This window comes from Marinirhabdus gelatinilytica, from assembly GCF_003353425.1.
Taxonomy (GTDB): domain Bacteria; phylum Bacteroidota; class Bacteroidia; order Flavobacteriales; family Flavobacteriaceae; genus Marinirhabdus; species Marinirhabdus gelatinilytica.
Genome location: NZ_QRAO01000002.1, coordinates 309,085 through 330,357 on the forward strand (window position 1 = coordinate 309,085; position 21,273 = coordinate 330,357).

A 21,273-nucleotide genomic window follows, 5' to 3' on the forward strand; every position below is an offset into this window, starting at 1 on the left:
GCTATTCTATAATGCTGGTGATTATTTGGGTTTCGCTGTGCAAGGTTTTGTGGACGGGACATTTATCGGCAATTTGAAGCAATCGTTTTACTTGTTTTTCATTTAGGTCTCCTATTAGTTTAATTTCTCTTGTAAAAGTGTCAATCTTTGCATTCTCGTTTTCACAATCATCACAATCTATAGCATGTTTTTTCCCATAGCTAACGTGTACTTCTACATTTCTAATTTTCCACCCTTTTCGCCTTGCGTACATTTGTAGGGTCATTGCGGTACAGGATGCCAATCCTCCAGAGACCAACTCGTATGGTGTAGGGCCATAATCGTCACCTCCCAAGCGCACTGGTTCATCGGCTTTAGAGTAATGATTTCCTAGCTTTAGAAGAGTTGTAAACGTATCCTCATCATCCAAGCTGGCAACAACTTGATGGCTGCTCTTAATTTCTTCTTGTAAAGGTATATCAATATATCTTGCTGCCCATCCAGCTACTACCTTGCCTACATAGGCTGCATTTTTTTTATCAATAAGTAAATGTTCCGAGCCGTCCAATGTCACAAAACTCTTAGGGTGTTTTGCAGCATGGTAGATTTCTTCGGCATTTTTAATAGAAACCGTGGCATCTTGTGGTGAGTGCATAATAAGTAGCGCTTTTCCGTCCAGTTTTGCAGCTGCTTGTTCGCAAGATTGTTTTTCAAGGTCGTCCAAGAATTGTTTTTTGAATGTAAAGTCACGACCGGCAAGGCTTACCGTGGCTTGTCCGTCTTCGACGATAGTTTCAGCTTTTTCACCAAATTGTTTTTTTACATGAATAGGATTGCTGGGCGCACCAATAGTAGCCAGGGCTTGGATACTTTCAATCTCGCTTGCGGCAAAAATCGCTGCGGCTCCTCCCAACGAATGGCCCACGAGTAGGGAAGGGGCTTTATATTCTTTTGCAAGGAAGGTTGCGGCACTTACCAAATCGTCCACATTGCTGGAAAAGTTGGTGTCTGCAAAATCGCCCTCGCTATCACCAAGACCGGTGAAATCGAACCGTAAAACACCAAATCCTTGGCTGGCCAAGGCCTTGCTTACATTCCTCACGGCACTAAAATCCTTGGTACACGTAAAACAATGCGCAAAAATGGCGAAGTTGTGCGGGTCTTGCTCCAACGGTAAATCCATACGCCCAGAAAGGGTAGCCCCGTTATGGTTGGTAAAGGTGATTTTGCTGCTTTTCATATGAAGGGAATAAAGAGTAAAGACCGTACGCAAGCTCTCTGAAAAAACAAAGGCTTACTCATTGGATCTTATAATTATTAATAATCTTTTTTTATTCGTCAAGATTTTCCTCTAACTCCCATTATCACCTTTTGTAAAATCCAGACTAAAATGTAACTGAACCAACAATCTATCAAAATCCGGTCCGTCCAAGTGGATTCTTTGGTAGCCCACGCGTGTCTTCAGCAAATCACTTATGGTATAGCTTAGTCCAACACCCAGCCAGTTTTGTGCAAAAGTAGGCTCATCGCCTACATTTAACCATATTTCGTTATAGATATCGGCACTCCACTTGTCGTAAAAAGGATACACCAATTTTCCCATATAACGGAACCAATGGCGGGTATCTGTATTGCCATTATTTACAATAAACCTATTTTCCAGCCTCGCACGGTGATCTACCTTCACTTTCCCGAGATTATGGTCTAGATAAATATCCTCTACAATCCGGTGCTCATCAAAAGAGGGCGGAATGTCACTAAGGTACGAAAAATCATTTCTGAAATACGCATATCCCAAACCAACAGATAGTCCTTCCATTATACGGTATTTTGCTCCCGTGCGGACCTTGAACTGTTGGATTTCACTGGTCAGTTCAAAAAAGCGAACTTGTGTTTGCAACCCAATAGAAAGTTTTTCTGAAGCTTTACTGCTTGACGAAAGTATATACCAAGCTCCAAATTCTTCAAATTCATTTGGTGTTTCTTGTGCTGTACTATTTGCGAATGCGAGTAGGGCCATAACGATCCCTAACAGTAATTTTCTCATAAAATGTAATGATTTTTTTATTATAGTCTTATTTTTCTAATGTAAAGGTTTTTGTCTCTTTGAACCTATCGAGTGTGATGTTTTCCATACGGGTTCTATATGCGGCCCACTCCTTATTAAAGAATGCATTGGTTTTTTGGAGTGCACTCTGTAACTCGTCCTCGGCCTGTTGGATCAAGGTGCGTTCGGTTTTCGTTAAACCGTTGGGGCGGCTCCCGCTGTACCAATTGGCCTGGCCAATACGTTGCATAACCGTAATCTCGGGGTTACGGGTTATACCTTGACGTTTGTCTTCTTTACCAATGAAGAAAGCAATGACAGAATCTATTTGTTTCACGATTTCTTTTGAAGCCTTAATCTCTTCCTTGTATCTTTTCTTATCCTCTTTTGAAAGTTTTTTGCTAAAATCTTCAGCAGAATTTTTGCTCTCCACTAGTTGTTTTACAGCATCGGCAGCGGTTTGGGTCATTTTTTCCAAGTCTTTGGAAGCATTGTAACTATCAATTATGGCTTGCTGCGGAATATCTAACCTTGGATCACTTTCTACTTTCACCGTGGTTGTGGTTGTATTACCATCAAACTCCATATCTATACGATACGTTCCAGGCTTCACCTGCGTCCCACGGGGTTCACTTTTACGCTTTTGTATTTTTCTAGATGGTCTGTCCACACCCGCTTCGTCCATACGCCAGTGCCAAGTGTAAATACCTGTACTGTCTGGTTTTTTCTGCTTTAGGGTACGTATCAACTTGGTTCCGTCATAAATCTTCATATAAATGGAGTCCTTGCTTGGTTTGCTATCTTCCATATCATCGTCGTCTTGTGCTTCTGTACCTGTCGAGCTATCATCTTCATTAGCATCTTTTTCTTCACTATCCTTTTCATCTTCGGGAGCATTAAAGTAATAGCGAATTCTTGCACCACCCGCTCTGTTTTCTGCATTGTACAACGCATCGCCACCAAAACGGCTTCCTGTGGGTTGTTGGTAGGCAGCCTGATAAGCCGTAGGCGGATCGAAAACCTTGATAGTTTCATTAAATACTGAAGAATTTTTAGCAATTTCCCGTAAAGGTTTTATATCGTCCAATACCCAAGCGGAACGGCCAAAGGTTCCTATCACCAAATCGTCCTCCCGTTCTTGAATCACCAGGTCTTTTACCGAAACCGTTGGGAAACCATTGGTCCATTTCATCCAATCGCTACCTGCGTTTGTGGAAACGTACAACCCATCATCAGTTCCCAAGAAGAGTAGATTTTTTTCTTTCGGGTCTTCCACAATACTCAGGGTATAGCTCTCAACATCGTTTTCATCAACAATACGGTTCCACGTTTTTCCATAGTTGGTTGTTCTATAGGCGTATGGGGTATAATTGAACCTTCGGTAATCGTTGGCCACCAAAAGAGCTTCGCCTTTGTTTTTGTTACTGGCCTTGATTTGCACTATCCAGCTTCCTTCTGGCAATCCAGGAAGATTCTTGGAGACATCGGTCCAGCTTTGTCCGCCATTTTGGGTGTAATGTACCCGGCCATCATCGGTTCCCGCCCAAAGCATATTTTGCTCTAGGGGAGAGGGTTCAATCACTAAAATAGTAGTATGGTTTTCTGCTCCGGTGGCATCCATTGTTAAGCCACCGCTTTCGCTCTGTTTTTGCTTTTCGGGATCGTTGGTAGTAAGGTCTGGCGAGATTACTTCCCAGGTCAAGCCCTTATTGGTAGACTTATGCACAAATTGACTTCCGAAGTAAATGGTACTAGTATCAAACGGATCGATATTTATGGCACTGTTCCAGTTAAAACGAAGAAATACCTCTGGGTCAGGATGTGTTGGCTTTACGGTATAGTTATTACCGGTTTTCCAGTCGTAACGGCTTACGAAACCTTGCTGGCTCATACTCCACCCATAGCGGCTGTCGTCACGGTCTGGCACTACGTCAAACCCATCACCAAAACTGATTTCCTGCCAATAGCTGTTACGAATACCCTGCGCTTTCCAAACATAGGCAGGCCCGCGCCAGCTTCCGTTATCCTGCATCCCGCCATAGACGTTGTAGGGAAATTCGTTATCTACATTGATATGGTAAAACTGGGCCACGGGAAGGTTGCCCACAAAACGCCAGGACTTTCCTCCATCGTGGGTGATGTTAAGACCCCCGTCGTTTCCGTCCATCATGAAACTACCATCGGTGGGATGGATCCACCAGGCGTGGTGGTCTGGATGCACACCGTTGTCCACACCGTAAGCGGGCATTAATTGTTTGAAGTTATTTCCGCCATCTTCGGAAACATTCACATACGTAAATACCGAATAGACCCTGTTTTCATTTTCGGGATCTACAAAAATATCGCTGTAGTAAAAGGGACGGTTGCCTATGTCGTTCTTGTCGTTAATTTTTTTCCAATTGAAGCCACCGTCTTCAGATTTATAAAGTGCGTTTTTCTTGGCTTCTACCAGTGCATATACAATATTGGGTTTGTTGGGAGCTATGGCAAGACCAATACGGCCTAGTTCACCTTTCGGCAAACCATCGGCATCAGTTCGCTCTTCCCAAGTTTCTCCACCGTCGTGGGTAATAAAAAGTCCAGAACCTTCTCCACCCGAATTAAAAAACCACGGGTCGCGTTTGTGTTCCCACATGGCCACGATCAATTTGTTAGGGTTGGTGGGATCCATCACCATATCGGCTACACCTGTTTTTTCATTCTGAAACAGAATTTTCTTCCACGTTTTTCCACCATCGGTTGTTTTGTAAACGCCACGCTCTGGGTGTATGCCCCAGGGAGAGCCAATGGCACCCACGTACACGGTATTGGGATCGGTAGGGTCAATGATGATTCGGTGGATGTGGCGGGTGTTCTGTAGTCCCATTTCCATCCAGTTTTTTCCACCGTCCAAACTTTTATACACACCGAAGCCACCGTTCAGGCTGTTTCTAGGGTTTCCTTCGCCAGTCCCAACCCAGATCACGCTGGGGTTGCTCTGCTGGATAGCTACCGCACCAATACTAGCGGTTTTTTCATTATCGAAAATGGGCTCCCACTTTATGCCGCCACTGGTACTTTTCCAAAGTCCACCCGATGCCGTGCCCACATACATTACATCAGGATTTTCGGTTACCACATCAATCGAGGTAACGCGACCGGACATTCCCCCTGGGCCAATATTGCGGGGTTTTATATCTTTTAGCATGTCGTTGGTGAGTTGTTGGGCCGAAAGGCTGCTAACAACCAATACAAAAATTAGGGTGAGAATATGTTTCATTTGTGTGGAAGTTTAAGGGGCCTAAAGATACCATTCTTATACCACAATTGAAAAATCCCTTTAGGGAAGCAGTTAAAGGGATTTAGGTGTTGCAGGTAGAATATTATTTTTCTTCTGAATTTGATGTATCCTCAGCTTCTTGTGCTTTTTTGGATTTGGTTTTCTTGTGTGTAGTGACCTTATTTTCCAAATCTTCTCTTGCCTCTTTCAAGTCATGGGCATTTTGAATTTCAACTTGGGTTGGGAACGGTAAATCTATACCGGCATCGTCCATGGCTTTTTGTGTATCGTGTAATACCTTGCTCCATACATGTACAACACTAGCTCTATCACTTTTGGTCCACCACCTAACGCGTATGGTTAACCAACTATCGGCCTGGTCCCAAACTAAAGTTTCTACTGGTTTTTCGGAGGTAACCCCTTCTACCTTTTCAATGGTTTCCTTCAATATTTTCATAGCCTCCATGTAGTTTTCGTCATAGCCTAATCCTACATCGTATTGGGAACGAATATATTCGTGGGCCGTTTTCACTACTACCGATGTATTGTAAACCGTATTGTTTGGAATTACCACTCTTTGTCCGTCGTAGGTTTTGATTATGGTGGCTCTGGTTTTAATCTTTTCAACAGTGCCCTCATAATTATTCACGATGATCTGGTCGCCAATTTCAAACGGTTGGCGTAGTAGTATAAGGATTCCTGCCAACCAGTTTTGCAAAATATCCTGAAATGCAAAACCAATCGCTACAGACGAAACCCCCATACCTGCAATTAAATCTGCAGGACTTAAATTGGGCGCCATAATAGTTAGCGCAATGGCAATACCACCTATCATCACTAAGTATCTTGTGAAAGCTCCCAATAAATCACCAAAGTTGGCGCGCCCTTTATTTTTAAGCAATCTTTTTACCAACCTTCCAAGCCATCGAGAAATGTAAATGAAAGCGATGAGTACTGCAATTCCAATAAGGATGTTAGGAAGGGCTTTTATAAAACTATCCAGCCATTTGTCTAATTTTTCAATTATAGATGTTGGATTTACATCTATTTCACCTTCTCTATCTTTGGGACCTGTTACATCTTCTTGTAGCAAAAGAAGATGTATGAAAAGTTTGTTTAGTAGCATATTGTTGAAGTTTTCAGCAAATTAAAGCTTCAGTTTGGCACTTGTTCTTAACAAATTCGTAAATTTTTATCTTCTAACTTTTGTTTAACAAATTACCATAGCTGCTTCAACGTAATATTCCGTATTTTTAGAAGATGAAAAAAAGTCCTCCCAAGACAGGTTTTGTATTTACTAAGCACAATCCCAAGGAACAATCTATTTTCGATAGGCTTTTTGAGATATTCCAAGAGCTTATCACACATACTTCGGGCGATTTTGACGAAGCCATAGATTGGTTGCGCCAGTTGGACGAGGAATACAAGCTGACCACACCAGACTATACCATAGACGATTTTATCCAAGAGTTGAAAGATCGTGGCTTTATTCGTGAAGTGTTTAGGCCTGACGGTTCGGGTAATGGTAAGGGTGACGGCAAGGTTTCTATTACTGAAAAGTTAGAGCGTGCCCTCAGGAAACGTTCGTTGGAACAGATCTTTGGAAAACTGAAACGTGCTGCCAGTGGAAACCATAAAACGAAATATCGTGGCAAGGGAGACGAGCAATCGGGTGAGTTCCGAAGCTATCAGTTCGGCGATGCCTTGGAGCGAATCTCGATGACTGAAAGTTTGAAAAATGCACAGATCAATCACGGGTTTGAAAATTTCAGAATGACCGAAAATGATTTGGTTGTCGAAGAAACCATGTTCAAGGCACAAATGAGTACGGTATTGATGATCGATATTAGCCACAGTATGATTCTTTACGGTGAAGACAGAATCACCCCCGCCAAAAAAGTAGCAATGGCCCTGGCCGAACTTATTACCACCAGATATCCAAAGGACACCTTAGATATTTTGGTTTTTGGAAATGATGCTTGGCCCATAAAAATAAAAGACCTTCCGTATTTAAATGTTGGCCCCTATCACACCAATACCGTAGCTGGACTACAGCTCGCTATGGATATGCTGCGCCGGAAAAAAAACACCAACAAACAGATTTTTATGATCACCGATGGTAAGCCCAGCTGCCTGAGGTTGCCCGATGGGCGATATTATAAAAACAGTGTTGGTTTGGACGAGTATATCGTGAACAAATGTTATATGATGGCTGCACAGGCCAGAAAATTACATATCCCCATTACCACGTTTATGATTGCCAGCGATCCCTATTTACAACAGTTTGTGGACCATTTTACCGAAGCCAACCAAGGCAAGGCATTTTACACAGGACTGCAAGGTTTGGGAGAAATGATCTTTACAGATTACGAGAATAACAGAAAACGAAAAATAAGATAATAGAATTCCCCTGAGGGGAGTAGGGGGATGTAGCATTTGAGTGGGCATCCCACTAACTTACCTCAAGAGGAGCCCCCATTTTTAGTAAGATATGAAAACACAAAACATAAAAACCTTAGCCCAACTTAAAAAAGCTGGCTACAGCTATAAACCAATCAAAGAAGAACTGCGCCAAAACCTGCTTCAGAAATTAATGCGCAAAGAAGTGGTTTTTGAGGGTATCCACGGTTATGAATATACCGTAATACCCGAGCTGGAACGCGCTATCCTCTCTAAGCACAACATCAACCTGTTAGGGTTACGAGGACAGGCCAAGACACGCTTGGCCCGGCAAATGGTATCGTTGTTGGATGAAATTGTACCTATTGTGGAAGGAAGCGAAATAAATGATGATCCTTTGCAACCAATTTCCCGTTATGCCAAGGAACTGATTGCTGAAAAAGGTGACGATACTCCCATTGCGTGGTTGCACCGTGACGATCGTTTTGCTGAAAAGCTTGCAACCCCAGATGTTACAGTGGCCGATATTGTTGGCGATGTGGACCCCATAAAAGCGGCTAACCTGAAATTAACGTATGCCGATGATCGTGTGATCCATTTTGGGATGATCCCACGTGCCAACCGTTGTATTTTTGTGATCAACGAGTTGCCTGATTTGCAGGCCCGTATCCAAGTGGCGTTGTTCAATATTTTACAGGAAGGCGACATACAAATTCGAGGGTTTAAACTACGGTTGCCCATGGATATCCAGTTTGTGTTTACCGCAAACCCTGAAGACTACACCAATCGTGGTAGCATTGTAACACCACTCAAAGACAGGATTGGTTCCCAGATCTTGACGCACTATCCGGAAAGCTTAGAGATAGCCCGCACCATTACCGAACAGGAAACCGCTGTTGCCCAAGCTGAAAAGCCGAATGTATATGTCCCAGATTTAGCAAAAGATATTTTGGAACAGATAAGCTTTGAAGCCCGTGAAAGTGAATTTATAGATTCAAAAAGTGGGGTGAGTGCAAGGTTAAGTATTACGGCATTTGAAAACCTCTTGAGTACTGCAGAACGTCGCGCTTTGATGAATGGCGATAAAGAGACCACCGTGCGACTGAGTGATTTTATGGGCATAGTTCCAGCAATTACCGGAAAAGTAGAACTGGTATATGAAGGTGAACAGGAAGGCGCCAGCGAAGTGGCCAAGCAGCTCATTGCCGATGCTGTAAAAACCGAATTTTTAAATTATTTCCCTAAAATTGAAAAGTTACAAAAAGAAGGCGACCCAGACGCTTATGAAGACGTAGTGGCCTGGTTCTTTGAACAATCTGGCGGGTTTGAGCTATTGGACACCCACGATGACAACGAATTCAGGATGCAGCTGGATAGGGTAGAACCCTTGGATGAAGTATTGGATGCTTTTGTTGACGACGTTTCTAAAGAAGAACGAGCCTTTTTTAAGGAAGTCATCCTTTGGGCATTGGTGGAATTCAAGAAATTGAGTAAATACAGTTTGAGTGATGGACTTCGGTTTAAGGACGTGTATGGGGGGTATATAAGTGGGCTGTAATATAGCAGGTAGTTGATAAATGGTAGGAAGACCGCCGCAACAGACTAGTAGGATATGGGCTGTTGTAGCATTTCGCCTAACGTTTTTTCGATTTCTATTTTCTGCTTATGTGTTGAAATGCTTCTATTAAAACCGAATCGTGCTTGTCCTTAACGTCTTGTAAGGTATTTTTAACCTCGATATCCACTGGAGTACCGTAGCCTTCAAAATTGTTTTTTTGTGAGTCTAAATAGCGTTGATAACTCAACGTGACTACCCAACCATTAGGTAACTTTTTTGGCTTCATATTACTATAGCTACCATTAGAGGATTCTCCAATTAACGTAACATTATCTAAAGCGCTCATGACCATGGTCAATTCATCTGCAGCACTTACTGTTTGGTCATTCAATAATACCACTACGGGTTTGTTCGTAAACCGATAACGGCCTCTTGGGCCAAAATAATTGGCTCTTAGCTTGCCAAAACTGCCATTCTTTCTGTTTTGTTTGTAGTTGCCTAAAATACGTTCTTCTAAAAAGCGGCCTATCACATTATTGGTAAAGCTGGTGTCGCCACCCATATTGAACCTAACATCTAAAATTACTGCATCAAGATCCTCAAATTCTTTGAAAATTTTATTCAGCAAAGAAGAAGTCAATTCAAAATTGAAACTTTTGTGAGAACTGAAACTACGAGTATAGCGTAAGTACCCCATAGTTTTACTCTTTGCATAAGCGAAAAGCTCTCTTCCTTTATACTCCGGACCGATATATTTTAATGAATCAAAACCTTTCTCAATGAGGGTATGCTCGGTCATTTCGTTGAACTTAACACGTCTATTTTTTGCAGGTATGGGGCCCAATCGATCGATTATTTCAGAATTTCTACCTGCATTGAAAAAAGAATCTATACTTGGAGCACGTAGGTTAACATGATCGTCACGAAAATCTGAAAGCATTGTCTTCATATATCTGAACAACGTAGTGTCGGCCGTCTGCGGATTTATTTGCACGTGGTATTTTTCATAACGAGCTTTCCAATCAATGTTCTTTTCTTTAAAACTTGCGTAATTGTTATTGAAGAAATTCCAGAATTTCTCGAAAGATTGAACGGGTTTATTTTCGTTTGTTTGGGCCTTTACAGGATACGTCATTAGAAATACGGCTATAAAAAAACACTTTTTCATAGTTCTAAAGTACAAATTTTGATTTTTATAGTTCACTTACTGCTTTAATTATCAAAACAACCCCACTAATCACCATTATGGCAATGAGCCAGCGTCTAAACTGTAATTTGCTCATACGTTTCAGCAGCCATTTTCCTATTAGGTTTCCTAAAATTGCTCCCAATCCTACGGCACTGCCCAAGATCCAGAGTTCTTTTGTCATAAGCCCAAAAAAAGTATAACTACCTAGTTGCGCGATACCCAAAAAGAAACTCTGCGCGCTTTTGGTACCTATGAGTTCTTCCTTGTCGATACCAACATTCAGTAGAAAGGGATTCAGGATTGGTCCCATCCCGCCCGTAAAGGTGCCAATTACCGAAATAAAAAAGCCAAGTGGGATAAAATACCATAGCTCTACCTTGAATGAGCGGTCTTTTTTCCCAAACCTATACTGGAAGAATGTGCTTATCAAGAACAATCCCACTACAATCTGTATCCAGTATATCTTCACCTCTGCAAACAGCCAAGCGGCAGTTAGCGCCCCTAGCATTGCCGAGGGTACATAATACCAGAAGACCGTCCAGTTTATATGCTTCCAAAATATAATGATACGGGAAGGACGGCTTATAAAACTCCCCAAGTTAATTACCTGTGCTGTTTTTGATGTTCCAATTAGAAAGTTGAGGATAGGTATTTGCATTAAGGCCCCACCACCACCACTAATGGTAGATAGGGTAAAGGCAGCTGCTCCTAAGAAGAAAAGACCGAGCAATAACCAGATAGATATTTCAGCAAAAAAATGTTCCATAAAAAATCCCGCTCAGGGCGGGATTAAAATTACAATTTTTTATGTGTTCTATAAGTTTGGGATTACCAGTTCTTGTCCAGGGTGGATCATATCTGGATTATCCAGTTTATCACGGTTGGCCTCGAATATAGCATTATACTTCATAGGATCACCGTAGTAATGCTTAGCTATTTTACTCAACGACTCTCCACTTTCAACTTCGTGACGGGCATAAACTGTAGTATCTGCTACATCTATATCGGCCATAATATCATTCGGATTTTCGCCGCCCGACTTTTTTATCTCGTCCCATAAAAGGTTTTTTTCATATTGTGTGTTTGCCACTCCCTTAATGTGGAGCTTGTCCCCTTCTACTTTTACGTCGCCATTTTGGATTTTTAGTTTTTCCCCAAGATTCAGAACGTTTTGATATTTTGCTTTTACCATGATTTTAATGTTTGATTATGACTTTAAATATACAAACTTTGGTGGTTATTTGTAGGCTTTGGGATTACTTTTACGTTAAACTTTGTTAAAGAGCCATAGAGGCAAATAAAATGGTAAATATTTAACTAAAAATTAGTGAAACCTTAATATCGAATACAGAACCCTAGACATATATTTGTTCCATTAAATCTTAAAACCAACATTATTATGAAATTGAATAAAATTTTTATGTCATTGGCTGTAGTAGCATTTTTGTTTGCATCTTGTGACGATACTAAGAAAAAAGAAGCTGAAGCCAAGGCAGAAGCCGAGAAAATGGAAATGGAAGCCATGAAAAAAGCTGAAGAAGAAGCTGAGGCTATGGAAATGGAAAAAATGGAAATGCAAAAGAATTCTATTGCTTCCAAAGCTATGGCAAACCCAAACTATTCAACTTTGGTAGCTGCTTTAAAACAAGCTGATCTAGCACAAACATTTATGGAACCAGGTGAATATACAGTATTTGCCCCAACCAACGATGCTTTTGCAAAAGTACCAAAGGCAACAATGGACAATTTAATGAAGCCAGAAAATAAGCAACAGCTACAAAACTTGTTAAAGTATCACGTAGTTAAGGGTGAGTGGAAAGCCGATGCCGTTGTAAAAGCAATTAACGATAACGATAACGCTTACAATGTAACTACCCTAGCTGGAGAAAACCTAGTATTATCCTTAAAAGATGGTAATGTAATGGTTAAGGACTCTAAAGGAAAAATGGCTATGGTTGAAAACGCAGATATGGACGCTTCTAATGGAGTTATCCACGGAGTGAACACTGTGTTGATGCCAAAAATGTAAGAATTTTAAACTTGTTTAAATGTAACCGCTTAATATACTTAAGCGGTTTTTTTGTGACAAAATTTTGTTATAAAGAGCTATTCATCTATACTCAATTTTACACATATTTTAATACCTTAGAAGAAATTAAACCTATACACAAAAATCATGATGGGAAAAAATAAGAAAATACTATACACGTGTACCGCTTCTTTGCTGCTATTAATCCTTATTGTGTATGTTTTAGTTGTTGCTAAATCCTTCTTAGCGCCCTTAACTGTTGCGATTATATTAACCTTGTTGTTGGCACCCATAGTGAGAAAACTGGAGCAGTGGAATGTTCCTAAAAACCTAGCTGCTTTGCTCACAACCTTAGCATCTTTACTAGTGTCTTTCGGTTTTTTCCTTTTGGTAATCGTTCAGACCAATAATGTTGTTGAACAGTGGGACACCATACAGGAAACCATGCAGCCCAAGATTGTAAACGCTACAGATTTTTTAATCGAAAACACCCCCGTGACACAGAAAAAAATTGATGGGTTAAAAAATAAGTTGAGCAGCTTCAGGATTTTGGGATCTACAAAACAAGCCAATAGTGCTGTAACCTATTTGTCCAGTATCGTTAACTTTTTGGGGATCTATTTGCTGGTGTTTATTTATATATTTTTTATGCTCAGGTTTCGGTTGAAATTTAAGAAATTCATATTAAAATTTTTTGATGACGAACAGCAGAGCGAGGTGAAATCTACCTTACAGCAAATTACCAATGTTGCGCAAGGATACCTTATTGGAAAATTGAAACTAATAGGTATCCTGGCAGTGGTGTATAGTATAGGATTGGGGATTTCGGGGGTAAATAATTTTATTCTGGTAGCGCTTATCTCTGCACTTCTTACAATTATTCCTTACTTAGGAAACGTAATAGGTTATTGCTTGGCATTAATATTTGGTTACCTAGTTCAAGGAGATATGTCCGTTTTAATTGGGGTGAGCGTCACCTTTGTAGTAGCACAGTTTATTGAAAGTTATATTTTGCAACCCTACATTATTGGAAACGATGTAGATGTAAATCCGTTTTTTGTGATTCTTGCGGTAATCGCATCCAATTTAATATGGGGTGTGGCGGGCATGGTGGTTGCCATTCCCATATTGGGCATTATCAATGTGGTGTTCCTTCATGTGCCAGGTTTAAAACCGTTTGGATTCTTGATCAAGAAAACCGAATAGAGACTATTAGTTTCCCTTTTTATAGTCTGCCAAGAACTTTTCAAGGCCTATATCCGTTAATGGGTGTTTGAGCAACCCCTCAATAGAGGATAGGGGGCCTGTCATTACATCGGCACCTATTTTGGCACATTCCAGCACGTGCATAGTATGGCGTATGGAGGCTGCTAGTATTTCAGTCTCGAAGCCGTAGTTGTCGTAAATCAATCGTATTTCGGCAATGAGGTTAAGACCGTCTGTCGATATATCGTCTAAACGTCCTATAAATGGGGAGACATATGTGGCCCCAGCTTTAGCGGCCAATAAAGCTTGACCCGCCGAAAATACCAAGGTGCAATTGGTCCTTATCTCGTTATCGCTAAAATATTTTATAGCCCTTACCCCTTCCTTTATCATGGGTATTTTTACTACTATTTGGTCGTGGAGTTCGGCCAATTGTTCTCCTTCTTTTACCATTCCGTCAAAATCTGTAGCAATTACTTCGGCAGAAACATCCCCATCCACGATATTACAAATATCCACATAGTGCTTCAGGATATTGTCGCGTCCCGTAATCCCTTCTTTCGCCATGAGCGATGGATTTGTAGTTACGCCATCCAAAACCCCCAATTCTTGGGCTTCACGTATCTGGTCTAAATTTGCGGTATCTATAAAAAATTTCATGCTACGATTTTAAAGTTTCAGTAAAAATAAGGAAGATAATCTTCCCTTGAAAATAATGTCAATAAGTTGTGATAAGTAGCTTTATGGGAATGGAAGATATAGGTTTCAGCAAACCAAAATTCATAATTTATAATGCCTCATCAACATTTTTTCGTACATCTTTCCAGGCAGTACACGTTTTAGCACAATTGAAAATTTTTGAAGAAAGGCACCCACCTTATAGTGTGTCTTTGGGTGCTTGGTCTCGATGATCCTGTGGATCGCTCTGGCCATTTCGGTTGGATCTTTCCCTTCGTCTACGTGTTGGTTCATCATCTGTAGTGTATTACCATAGGCTTCCTTATAGGGGGAACCTTCCATAAGAGGCGCGTGGTAACGTCCCGATGCTATGTTCGTAGCAAAGTCGCCAGGGGCAATATTGGTCATTTCTACCCCAAACTGTTTTGTTTCCATCCGGTAGGCTTCGGTGGTGACTTCCAGTGCAGCCTTGGTAGCGCTATAGATACCGCGGTAGGGAAGCCCCATATAGCCCGCGATAGAAGTTACATTAATGATGTGCCCGTTACCTTGTTTACGCATTTGTGGAAGCACAGCTTTTATCACATGTAACGGACCATAGAAATTGGTCTCAAAAGCATTTCGTATTTCTGGAGTTGGAGTTTCTTCAATTGGGCCCGTGATACCAACCCCTGCATTATTCACCAACACATCGATAGCTCCTTTTCGACTGATTATTTCGCCAATAGCATTAGCTATGGAATCAGGGTGGGTTACATCCAATTCCAACAAAGGAAAGGGAACTTCATCCTTATATTTTTCAGGACTCCTACTCGTGCCAAAAACCTGGTATCCTTTATTGTGAAGATACAATCCAACGGTCCTTCCAATTCCTGAGGATGCACCCGTGATAAAAACAACTTTTGACATAGAAAAATACTAAGTGGCAAAGATGCACAGTTGCGGGTAGTATTCCAAATTTGCTCTTAAAAAAGATATACTGGATTAATTTGGTATTCGGTAAACGCAAATTAATAATTTCCGATAGAATTAACACTGAAAATATCCTTGGCACATACTACCTAATTGATACCTGTTGAGAACAGCTAATTTTGGTAGGAAAGGAGTAGGGTTTTGCTATTGAAACATCTGGGTTTATTCCACAAAAAATGGCAAGCTACCTACATCACACCGCTACGACCGCGTACCCTTGCTGCTGGGGAGCGGCGAAATTTATAATTAAAAGTTTGAAAATATCCTTGGTGCATACTACCTAATTGATACCTGTTGAGAATAGCTAATTTTGGTAGGAAAGGAGGATGGTTTTGCTATTGAAACATCTGGGTTTATTCCACAAAAAATGGCAAGCTACCTACATCACACCGCTACGACCGCGTACCCTTGCTGCGTTCCCGCCCTGGGGGATTAAGCAGGAGCTGGTTGTGTAGGACTTGCCACTGCAAAGATAAGGTACTTTTAAGGCACTCGCAAGCATTTTTGGCATCAATTATTTTGGCTATCTTGCGTTTAAATTAACTACAATTATGAAACGTTCCAAAATATTCATATTCATATTTTTAGCATTTGCCCTTATAGGTTGTGAAGAGGAAATAAAAAATGTGGACAACTATTTCTCTATTGAAATAAGCGAGGGTAAAACGCTATTTAGTCCTAATGAAAGCGTTTCGGTATCTCTTACAAACAAGAAAAATTTGGAAATACGCAGCACACAATTTGTTTTTGACGGTAAGAATGTTGAAACAGCAAACATACCTTTGGCACAACAAAGAATGGGTAAGCATATTATAGAGGCTGTGGTAGATGTAGAGGGGAAAGAGTATACGGTTTCAAAAAAGATTACCGTAGTGGCACCAAAAAAACCCGTAGTGTATAGCTATACCATTCTTGAAACTTATCCGCACGATCCCAAGTCCTATACCCAGGGATTGGAGTTTAGCAACGATACCCTTTATGAGAGCACGGGCAAATACAAAGAATCCACACTACGAAAAACCAACTATCTCACAGGCGAAGTCCTTGAACAAATAGCCCTTGGTGACCAATACTTTGGCGAAGGCCTTACGGTCTTGGACGATAAGATCTACCAACTCACCTGGCGAAGTGGCAATGGCTTTATTTACAATAAGGATACCTTTAAAAAAACCGGGACATTTGTGTATGGTGATAGTAAACAGGGATGGGGACTGTGCAACGATGGCGAAAACATCTATAAAAGCGACGGTACACACAAGATATGGACATTGGACAAGGAAACCCTAGCTGAGCAGAAGTTTATTGAGGTATACACCAACAAAAGCAAGATAGACACTATTAACGAGCTCGAGTGGGTAGATAATAAGATTTATGCCAATATATATCAAAAAGATGCCATTGCCATAGTGAACCCCGAAAACGGTGCGGTAGAAGGCGTAATAAACCTAAAGGGACTAAAAAGTAAAGTCTCCCAATCTGCAGAGCTGGACGTCCTCAACGGGATTGCCTATAAGGGCGAACCCAACATACTGTATGTTACTGGAAAAAACTGGGACAAGCTATTTAAGATCGAGGTGGTGAAGAAATAGGTTTTGAATATCCATTTAATTACTTTAACAAGTTTACTCCCCAAACAATATTACCCTAGTAAAAAAGTTATATTTTTACTCGATAATCGAAATTCAAATATTCCGGGGCTTGCCTCGATGCTGAAAAAATATTTTCCAACCGATACCTCGCTGGCTTGTCCCGAGGTGATTTGCTAAAATTAACTTTAATGAAGTATTTATACTCATTGGCCCTTCTTGCCAGCGTTGTTCTTTGGAGCTCCTGCCGAAACGATTTTGAAACAGTCCCAAGTACGGGTAATCTGGAATTTTCCCAGGACACCGTTTTTCTGGACACTATATTTTCAAACATTGGTTCCAGTACGTATAACTTGAAGGTTTATAACCGGAGTGACGAGGATATCAGCATCCCTACCGTTGGTTTGGCCAGGGGAGAAGCTTCCAAATACCGCTTGAACGTTGATGGCTTGCCGGGAAAGAACTTTGAGGACGTTACGGTTATGGCTCAGGACAGTATCTTTATTTTTGTTGAAACTACCTTCGATATTACCACCGCAACCAATGAGAATGACTTTTTGTACACGGACCAGATAGTGTTTGATGGTGCTGGCAACCAGCAAGAGGTCGAGCTTGTTACCTTGGTGAAGGATGCCGTTTTTCTGTTTCCAGACGATTTGGGCAACGGGATGGTAGAGACACTTACCATTGGAGAGGGTGAAGATGCTTTTGAAATTGAAGGTTTCTTTCTGGACGATAGCGAACTTACATTTACCAATGAAAAACCCTATGTAATCTATGGGTTTGCAGCAGTACCAAGTGATAAAACCCTAACCGTAGAAGCAGGTGCCCGTGTACATTTTCACGCCAATAGCGGGATTTTGGTAGCAAACGGAGGTTCTATGAAAGTAAATGGCGAACCCAGCATAGATCCAGAACTGTTGGAAAACGAAGTGATTTTTGAAGGAGACCGCCTTGAACCTAGCTTTAGCGATGTGCCCGGACAATGGGGGTTTATTTGGCTTACGGCGGGTAGCACCAATAACGTATTTAATTATACCACCATTAAAAACGGAATCGTAGGTATACGTATGGATAGTAACGATGGAAACGAAACACTTACCCTTAGAAATGTCCAGATCTATAACAGTGCCGTAAATGGTATATTGAGTTTAACTGGTGATATTTATGGTGAAAATGTGGTGATAAACAACTGTGGAGAATCCTCTTTGGCACTAGCATTGGGAGGCCGGTACAATTTTAACCATTGTACGTTTGCCAATTACTGGACCAACGGTTTTAGAGATGCCACGACGGTTAGTATTTCTAATTTTGTGGCAAGTGCTGACGGAGCGATTGCTTCAGACTTAATTGAAGCTAACTTCACGAACTGCATTATCTACGGAAATGAACAACGTGAATTGGGACTTGGGAATGTGAATGATCCATCGGTTTCATTCAACTTTAATTTCAGCAATTGTTTGATAAAGTTTGAAGATCCCAATGGCGATTTTGAAGGAATTCCTGAATATAACTTTAACAACGATACACTTTATACCAACAGTGTTTTAAATGAAGATCCAGTTTTTCAAAACACAAACCTAAACAACTTCAATATTGAACAAGGTGCTTCTGGAGCCGAAGGTATCGGGCTGGGGGGGGTACAACCCCAACAGGATTTAAACGGTGTAAACCGTGATGAGAACAATCCAGATGCTGGTGCTTATGAAGCAACCGTTTTTCCCGATCCCAACGGTGGTTAGATAGTTAATCGCAGCCTAAATCTATACGGGACTGTTCATCGTTATTGGGAATACAATTACCAGAAAGTACTGCCGCTGGTGCGTAACGCGCAATGGTTGGGTCGTACAGGCCATTTTCCAGGAAATCTACAAGATAGCTTATTTCCTCTTCGGTAAGATCTAGGGCTCCAAATTGGGTTGCTATTTGCGCATCAGGCACATTTGGATTTTGTTTTACCCCAGCGTTTTTATATTCCACTACTTCACGTATACTGGTTACCGATCCTCCGTGACCGTAAAATTTGTTCATCTTTAGATTATAGAGGGTAGGTACTTTAAACTTATAATCATCTTCGGCCCTACCGGTAAATTCTCCACGACCTCGTTGTGTTTCAATATTAAAGGATTTCCTTCCTCTTCCGCCAGAAAAGATAATGGTTTCTTCAGGGTTGAAATCCAACAATCCCCAAGCGTGGAATTCGTTCGATTTTAAAGCGGGTCCAGTGTGGCATTCGTAACACTTTCCTTTATCAAAAAATACAATAGCTCCTTTTTTCTGGTTCTCAGTCAAGGCATTAACATCTCCTTTGAGCCATTCCTGCCAAGGCGCTTGGTTGGTTAAAATGGTACGGTTAAAGGCTGCAATGGCCAGGGCTGCGTTAACCTGTGAATACCGTTCCTCTTCAGGAACCGATGGGAAAGCTGCATTGAAATAGGGCTTGTAGCCAAACATTTCGGCAAATTCCTCATCAATTTTTAAACGGTGCAATGTTTGTCCAGCAATTCCCTGCGTTTCCAAGCCTTGGAAACCAAAAAGGTTTTCTGGCACCACACTGGCATTTTGTTGTACGTAAGGAGCGTTTATTCCCTGCGCGCCCAAAGCCCCGTTCCAAAGTGCAACTTCTTGATAGGCAACATTAAGGAGCGTAGGTGGTTTAATGGGCTGCACGTCTATACTGTCTCGTGGCATAGAGTTCTCGTCCATTGGAACCCTGCCTTCACCCTTAAAGCCAAAACCAATGCCTCCTTCTCCAATGCCTTGTCGTATGCCTGCCGAAAAGCCAGATGCTGCGGGATGGCAACTCGCACACGCATAGGTATATTTATTGTTTGGCATTTTAGGGTTTCCACCTGTAGCAGTTTCGTGAACCAGCAAGCGTCCCAATCTTACTTTTTCTTCGGTGATTGGATTTAAGGGATCCTGCGGTATGCTGGCGTAATCTTTTTCGTTGGGTAATATAAAATAGGAAAGGCCTTGGCCTTGAGAGTTATTCTCCAGGAGGTCTGCCAGCTCTTTGTCCAGATTTGTGGGCGCATCAGTATACTCGTCTGTCTGGCAAGAAAAAAATAGCACAGCGAGTAATAGCAATAAAAATTTAGGGTTGGTCATTACAGTAGTTGTTAGTCCCATAAAATTAAGAATTTTTTAAGAAACAATTCAAATTTCTAAAAAATCAACTTATGGGTCAAACAACATGACCATATAAAACGGTCTTCGCTAGGGGTATAGCGCTATATTTCAAAAAAAACTGTATGCTTTACAACTTGTCTGCAGTGATACGCTCTTCTTGGTTGGCAATTTCCCAAGCAGTGTGGAAGATTAGCTTGGCCCTTTTTTCCATAAGCTCGTATTCAATTTTGTCTGGCGTATCGGTAGGTTTGTGGTAATCTTCATGCACCCCGTTGAAGTAAAAAATAATTGGGATGTTGTTCTTTGCAAAGTTATAGTGGTCGCTTCGGTAATAAAAACGGTTGGGATCGTTCTCGTCGTTAAAAGTATAGTCCAATTCCAGATCGCTGTATTGTTCTGCAACCCTTTCAGAAAGATCGTGTAACCCTTGGCTCAACTTATCGCTACCTATAAGGTAAATGTAGTTAGGATTTTCTTTCTTTTCGGGAGCGATACGGCCTATCATATCGGTATTTAGATTGGCAACCGTGTTCTCCAACGGAAAAATTGGGTTTTCGGTATAGTACCTTGAACCATACAACCCGATCTCCTCACCAGTAACGTGTAGAAAAAGAATGGAGCGCTTAGGGCCTTGTCCATTTTTAACTGCTGTTTGAAATGCTTGTGCAATTTCCAGCATGCTTACGGTCCCGCTACCATCATCATCGGCACCATTGTAAATTTCGCCATTTTCCATCCCCACGTGGTCGTAATGGGCAGAGAGTACGATAATTTCGTCGGGTTTTTCACTTCCTTTTATAAATGCCACTACATTTTCTGAAGGCAACGGATTTTGTGCGCGGGTAAAATATTCGGCTGGGATGGGCTGGTAGTAGTTGTTCTTTTCTACCGGGGCTTGAATTTCTTCATCCATATAGAAATTCCTAAGGTATTCTGCGGCCATCTTTTGCCCATCGGTACCGGTCATTCTTCCTTCCATCTTATCATCGGCAAACTGGTAGAGGTGTGTTTTCAATTCCTCGGCGGTAATAGTATTGGCGTATGTTTCTGGGGTTGACTCTTTTTGTGCGGAGTCTTGGTTTTTTACGGCATTGCAGCCTGAGGCAAGAATTATTAATGCAGAAATAAGTAAAGCTTTCATCTATAAAATTTTAAGTGTGGTAAAGATACGTGATGGTAGTATGTTGTGGGCAAATTTTCAGAAATTATTAAGAAATTGAAACGTATCTTTTGTGGGT

General features: G+C 41.3%; 17 protein-coding genes and 1 other RNA gene. 6 read left to right on the forward strand and 12 right to left on the reverse strand.

The window, feature by feature from the left end:
* Position 1 precedes the first annotated feature (1 nt).
* The 4 genes from C8D94_RS07500 to C8D94_RS07515 all read right to left on the reverse strand — a co-directional run bounded on the left by C8D94_RS07500 (position 2) and on the right by C8D94_RS07515 (position 6,411).
* Positions 2-1,219 carry a bifunctional alpha/beta hydrolase/OsmC family protein gene (locus C8D94_RS07500; RefSeq protein ID WP_115123310.1) on the reverse strand — a complete coding sequence of 406 codons (1,218 nt, stop codon included), beginning with the start codon at positions 1,217-1,219 and terminating at the stop codon, positions 2-4.
* A 111-nt stretch (positions 1,220-1,330) separates the two neighbouring features.
* Positions 1,331-2,026, reverse strand: a complete 696-nt coding sequence (locus tag C8D94_RS07505) for a DUF2490 domain-containing protein (protein ID WP_115123311.1) — start codon at positions 2,024-2,026, stop codon at positions 1,331-1,333.
* A gap of 28 nt (positions 2,027-2,054) precedes the next feature.
* Positions 2,055-5,285 carry a VPS10 domain-containing protein gene (locus C8D94_RS07510; RefSeq protein ID WP_115123312.1) on the reverse strand — a complete coding sequence of 1,077 codons (3,231 nt, stop codon included), beginning with the start codon at positions 5,283-5,285 and terminating at the stop codon, positions 2,055-2,057.
* A gap of 103 nt (positions 5,286-5,388) precedes the next feature.
* Positions 5,389-6,411: a mechanosensitive ion channel family protein gene (locus C8D94_RS07515; protein WP_115123313.1), complete on the reverse strand. Its 1,023-nt coding sequence runs from the start codon at positions 6,409-6,411 to the stop codon at positions 5,389-5,391.
* A gap of 134 nt (positions 6,412-6,545) precedes the next feature.
* Here C8D94_RS07515 and C8D94_RS07520 point away from each other — a divergent pair, with 134 nt between their 5' ends.
* Complete coding sequence (locus tag C8D94_RS07520) at positions 6,546-7,685, forward strand: vWA domain-containing protein (protein ID WP_115123314.1); 1,140 nt, start codon at positions 6,546-6,548, stop codon at positions 7,683-7,685.
* A 91-nt stretch (positions 7,686-7,776) separates the two neighbouring features.
* Positions 7,777-9,243: a MoxR family ATPase gene (locus C8D94_RS07525; protein ID WP_115123315.1), complete on the forward strand. Its 1,467-nt coding sequence runs from the start codon at positions 7,777-7,779 to the stop codon at positions 9,241-9,243.
* Positions 9,244-9,337: 94 nt separating this feature from the next.
* Here the strand turns inward: C8D94_RS07525 and C8D94_RS07530 are convergent, their stop codons facing one another.
* The 3 genes from C8D94_RS07530 to C8D94_RS07540 are packed head-to-tail and all read right to left on the reverse strand — an operon-like array spanning position 9,338 to position 11,624.
* Positions 9,338-10,411, reverse strand: a complete 1,074-nt coding sequence (locus C8D94_RS07530) for a S41 family peptidase (protein ID WP_115123316.1) — start codon at positions 10,409-10,411, stop codon at positions 9,338-9,340.
* 25 nt (positions 10,412-10,436) lie between these two features.
* Positions 10,437-11,198, reverse strand: coding sequence for a sulfite exporter TauE/SafE family protein (locus C8D94_RS07535; RefSeq protein WP_115123317.1), 762 nt, complete (start codon positions 11,196-11,198; stop codon positions 10,437-10,439).
* Positions 11,199-11,246: 48 nt separating this feature from the next.
* Complete coding sequence (locus tag C8D94_RS07540) at positions 11,247-11,624, reverse strand: LysM peptidoglycan-binding domain-containing protein (protein WP_211308904.1); 378 nt, start codon at positions 11,622-11,624, stop codon at positions 11,247-11,249.
* A gap of 207 nt (positions 11,625-11,831) precedes the next feature.
* On the opposite strand from C8D94_RS07540, the gene C8D94_RS07545 reads away from it, so the two are divergent.
* Positions 11,832-12,461 (forward strand): fasciclin domain-containing protein, encoded by a 630-nt coding sequence (locus C8D94_RS07545; RefSeq protein WP_245946232.1) that lies wholly within the window; start codon positions 11,832-11,834, stop codon positions 12,459-12,461.
* Between the two features lie 147 nt (positions 12,462-12,608).
* Positions 12,609-13,667, forward strand: coding sequence for an AI-2E family transporter (locus C8D94_RS07550; protein ID WP_115123319.1), 1,059 nt, complete (start codon positions 12,609-12,611; stop codon positions 13,665-13,667).
* A 6-nt stretch (positions 13,668-13,673) separates the two neighbouring features.
* On the opposite strand, the gene fsa is transcribed toward C8D94_RS07550, so the two are convergent.
* From fsa to ffs, 3 genes are all read right to left on the reverse strand, one after another.
* Positions 13,674-14,327 carry a fructose-6-phosphate aldolase gene (gene fsa / locus C8D94_RS07555; RefSeq protein WP_115123320.1) on the reverse strand — a complete coding sequence of 218 codons (654 nt, stop codon included), beginning with the start codon at positions 14,325-14,327 and terminating at the stop codon, positions 13,674-13,676.
* 120 nt (positions 14,328-14,447) lie between these two features.
* Positions 14,448-15,254 carry an SDR family oxidoreductase gene (locus tag C8D94_RS07560; protein ID WP_115123321.1) on the reverse strand — a complete coding sequence of 269 codons (807 nt, stop codon included), beginning with the start codon at positions 15,252-15,254 and terminating at the stop codon, positions 14,448-14,450.
* 428 nt (positions 15,255-15,682) lie between these two features.
* Positions 15,683-15,781, reverse strand: an RNA gene (gene ffs, locus C8D94_RS07565) — signal recognition particle sRNA small type.
* 87 nt (positions 15,782-15,868) lie between these two features.
* Between ffs and C8D94_RS07570 the strand changes: the two genes are divergently transcribed.
* Together C8D94_RS07570 and C8D94_RS07575 are read left to right on the forward strand one after the other, a co-directional pair.
* A complete protein-coding gene (locus tag C8D94_RS07570) occupies positions 15,869-16,906 on the forward strand; it encodes a glutaminyl-peptide cyclotransferase (protein WP_115123322.1) in 1,038 nt (345 codons plus the stop codon).
* A 188-nt stretch (positions 16,907-17,094) separates the two neighbouring features.
* Positions 17,095-18,645, forward strand: a complete 1,551-nt coding sequence (locus C8D94_RS07575; RefSeq protein ID WP_115123323.1) for a hypothetical protein — start codon at positions 17,095-17,097, stop codon at positions 18,643-18,645.
* A 4-nt stretch (positions 18,646-18,649) separates the two neighbouring features.
* Here C8D94_RS07575 and C8D94_RS07580 read toward each other — a convergent pair whose 3' ends face one another.
* Together C8D94_RS07580 and C8D94_RS07585 are read right to left on the reverse strand one after the other, a co-directional pair.
* Entirely contained in the window at positions 18,650-20,035 is a 1,386-nt protein-coding gene (locus tag C8D94_RS07580; protein ID WP_245946234.1) for a cytochrome-c peroxidase, read from the reverse strand.
* A 127-nt stretch (positions 20,036-20,162) separates the two neighbouring features.
* Entirely contained in the window at positions 20,163-21,176 is a 1,014-nt protein-coding gene (locus C8D94_RS07585; RefSeq protein ID WP_115123325.1) for a M28 family metallopeptidase, read from the reverse strand.
* Between the last annotated feature and the right edge of the window lie 97 nt (positions 21,177-21,273).

Excerpts from the sequence above, each read along its gene's own strand:
- C8D94_RS07500 (WP_115123310.1), bottom strand. The coding sequence starts at position 1,219 with ATGAAAAGCAGCAAAATCACCTTTACCAACCATAACGGGGCTACCCTT.
- C8D94_RS07505 (WP_115123311.1), bottom strand. The coding sequence starts at position 2,026 with ATGAGAAAATTACTGTTAGGGATCGTTATGGCCCTACTCGCATTCGCA.
- C8D94_RS07510 (WP_115123312.1), bottom strand. The coding sequence starts at position 5,285 with ATGAAACATATTCTCACCCTAATTTTTGTATTGGTTGTTAGCAGCCTT.
- C8D94_RS07515 (WP_115123313.1), bottom strand. The coding sequence starts at position 6,411 with ATGCTACTAAACAAACTTTTCATACATCTTCTTTTGCTACAAGAAGAT.
- C8D94_RS07520 (WP_115123314.1), top strand. The coding sequence starts at position 6,546 with ATGAAAAAAAGTCCTCCCAAGACAGGTTTTGTATTTACTAAGCACAAT.
- C8D94_RS07525 (WP_115123315.1), top strand. The coding sequence starts at position 7,777 with ATGAAAACACAAAACATAAAAACCTTAGCCCAACTTAAAAAAGCTGGC.
- C8D94_RS07530 (WP_115123316.1), bottom strand. The coding sequence starts at position 10,411 with ATGAAAAAGTGTTTTTTTATAGCCGTATTTCTAATGACGTATCCTGTA.
- C8D94_RS07535 (WP_115123317.1), bottom strand. The coding sequence starts at position 11,198 with ATGGAACATTTTTTTGCTGAAATATCTATCTGGTTATTGCTCGGTCTT.
- C8D94_RS07540 (WP_211308904.1), bottom strand. The coding sequence starts at position 11,624 with ATGGTAAAAGCAAAATATCAAAACGTTCTGAATCTTGGGGAAAAACTA.
- C8D94_RS07545 (WP_245946232.1), top strand. The coding sequence starts at position 11,832 with ATGAAATTGAATAAAATTTTTATGTCATTGGCTGTAGTAGCATTTTTG.
- C8D94_RS07550 (WP_115123319.1), top strand. The coding sequence starts at position 12,609 with ATGATGGGAAAAAATAAGAAAATACTATACACGTGTACCGCTTCTTTG.
- fsa (WP_115123320.1), bottom strand. The coding sequence starts at position 14,327 with ATGAAATTTTTTATAGATACCGCAAATTTAGACCAGATACGTGAAGCC.
- C8D94_RS07560 (WP_115123321.1), bottom strand. The coding sequence starts at position 15,254 with ATGTCAAAAGTTGTTTTTATCACGGGTGCATCCTCAGGAATTGGAAGG.
- C8D94_RS07570 (WP_115123322.1), top strand. The coding sequence starts at position 15,869 with ATGAAACGTTCCAAAATATTCATATTCATATTTTTAGCATTTGCCCTT.
- C8D94_RS07575 (WP_115123323.1), top strand. The coding sequence starts at position 17,095 with ATGAAGTATTTATACTCATTGGCCCTTCTTGCCAGCGTTGTTCTTTGG.
- C8D94_RS07580 (WP_245946234.1), bottom strand. The coding sequence starts at position 20,035 with ATGGGACTAACAACTACTGTAATGACCAACCCTAAATTTTTATTGCTA.
- C8D94_RS07585 (WP_115123325.1), bottom strand. The coding sequence starts at position 21,176 with ATGAAAGCTTTACTTATTTCTGCATTAATAATTCTTGCCTCAGGCTGC.